The organism is Haloferax marisrubri (genome assembly GCF_001469875.2).
GTDB lineage: Archaea > Halobacteriota > Halobacteria > Halobacteriales > Haloferacaceae > Haloferax > Haloferax marisrubri.
Genome location: NZ_LOPW02000017.1, coordinates 194041 through 195907, shown reverse-complemented (window position 1 = coordinate 195907; position 1867 = coordinate 194041). Strand labels below are relative to the sequence as shown.

Annotated in this window: 3 protein-coding genes; all 3 read left to right on the top strand. The window is 67.7% G+C overall.

The features are described 5' to 3' along the window. Positions 1–704 (top strand): AMP-binding enzyme (locus AUR65_RS20260; RefSeq protein ID WP_233194371.1); only part of this gene is annotated, 704 nt, incomplete at its 5' end. Positions 705–771: 67 nt separating this feature from the next. After that, positions 772–1566, top strand: a complete 795-nt coding sequence (locus tag AUR65_RS13180; RefSeq protein WP_058567304.1) for a creatininase family protein — start codon at positions 772–774, stop codon at positions 1564–1566. 49 nt (positions 1567–1615) lie between these two features. Continuing rightward, positions 1616–1867, top strand: a 252-nt coding sequence (locus AUR65_RS20255) for a cryptochrome/photolyase family protein (protein WP_233194370.1), incomplete at its 3' end; no start/stop codon positions are given.

Here is a 1867-nt window from a genome sequence, read left to right as displayed (position 1 = left end):
TGAAAGAGGCGCTGTCGGCGGGCGAACCGCTCAACCGCGAGCCGATAGAGGCGTTCCGCGAGGCGTTCGGCGTCATCCCGCGGGACGGCTACGGTCAGACCGAGACGGTCGCGCTCCTCACGAACTACCCCGGCATCGACGTGAAACCCGGCAGCATGGGCAAGCCGACGCCCGGCCTCGGCACGACCATCATCGACGAGAACGAGGAGGAGGTCGGCGTCGACGAAATCGGCGAAATCGCCGTCCCGGTCGGCTGTCCCGGCATCTTCGACGGCTACTACGAGAAGCCGAACCTCGACGAGAAGACGTTCTCGGGCGACTACTACCGCACCGGCGACCTCGCCTCCCGCGACGAGGACGGCTACTTCTTCTTCGAGGGCCGCGCCGACGACATCATCATCTCGGCGGGCTACCGTATCGGCCCCTTCGAGGTCGAAGACGCGCTCGTCTCCCACGAGGCGGTCGCCGAGGCCGCCGCGGTCGCCAGCCCCCACGAGGAACGCGGCAGCATCGTCAAGGCGTTCGTCGTCCTCACCGACGGCTACGAGGGCTCTGACGACCTCGTTGACGAACTCCAGTCGTTCATGAAAGCGCAGACGGCCCCGTACAAGTATCCGCGCGAAATCGAGTTCGTCGCGGAACTACCGAAGACCTCCTCGGGGAAGATTCGCCGCATCGAACTGCGGTCACAAGAGCAGGACTGACGCGTCTCCCGGGGAACCCATTTCCCCTTTGTCACCTTTCTTTAGGCGTCGTCGCTTGGTGACGCTCATGTACATCGCGGACCAGACGTGGCCCGAACTCGGCGACTACGTGGCCGAATCGTCGCTCGCGGTCGTGCCCCTCGGCTCGACGGAACAGCACGGCCCGCACCTCCCGCTCGCGACCGACCACCTCATCGCGGAGGCGTTGGCCCGCGAGGCGGCCGACCGGACCGGTTATCTCTGCACGCCGACCGTCAACGTCGGCGTCAGTCCCCACCACCGCCAGTTCCACGGGACGATGTGGGTGGACGCGCCGCAGTTCCGCGACTACGTGGAGTCGATGACGCGCAACCTCGCGTACCACGGCATCGACCGGGTCGTGTTCGTCAACGCCCACGGCGGCAACGTCCAGCACCTCCGGGAGGTCGGTCGCCGCCTCCGCGACGACGGCACCATGTACGCCATCGAGTGGATGTGGGACGAGTCGATTCCGGACCTCGTGACCGACCTGTTCGACCACCCCGGCCCCCACGGCGGGCCGAAGGAGACCTCGATGATTCTGCACATCGCCCGCGACCTCGTCCGCGAGGGCGAACTCGACTCGGCCCGGGACGGCGGCGTCGTGGACCTGAGCGACGACCACCTCCGCGAACGCGGCGCGCGGACGTTCTACGACGCCATCGAGAACTCCGAAAACGGCGTCTTCGGCGACCAGACCGACGCGTCGCCCGAGGCCGGCGAGGAACTGTTCGAGGCCGCGACCGACCAGCTCGTTCACCTGCTGTCGTGGCTCGACGACCAGCCGATTGAGGACTTGCTCGCTCCCGCGCACGTCGACCCGCAACCGGGCTCGCGTCGCTGACCCATCGGCTGGCCGACACGCTCTTTTCTCCGCCGCCGAAGGGACGCCTATGACCGTCTGGGTCCTCGGCGACCAACTCGACCCGTCGGCCGCGCCGCTCCAGTCCGACGACCGCGTGCTGATGATAGAGGCGCACGCCTTCGGCGACCGACTGCCGTACCACCCCCAGAAGCTCGCGCTCGTCTTGTCGGCGATGCGGCACTTCCGCGACGACCTCCGCGAGCGCGGCTACGAGGTGACGTACGTCGAAGCCGAGACGTTCGGCGAGGGACTCGACCGCTACTTCGACGCCGCGCCCGGC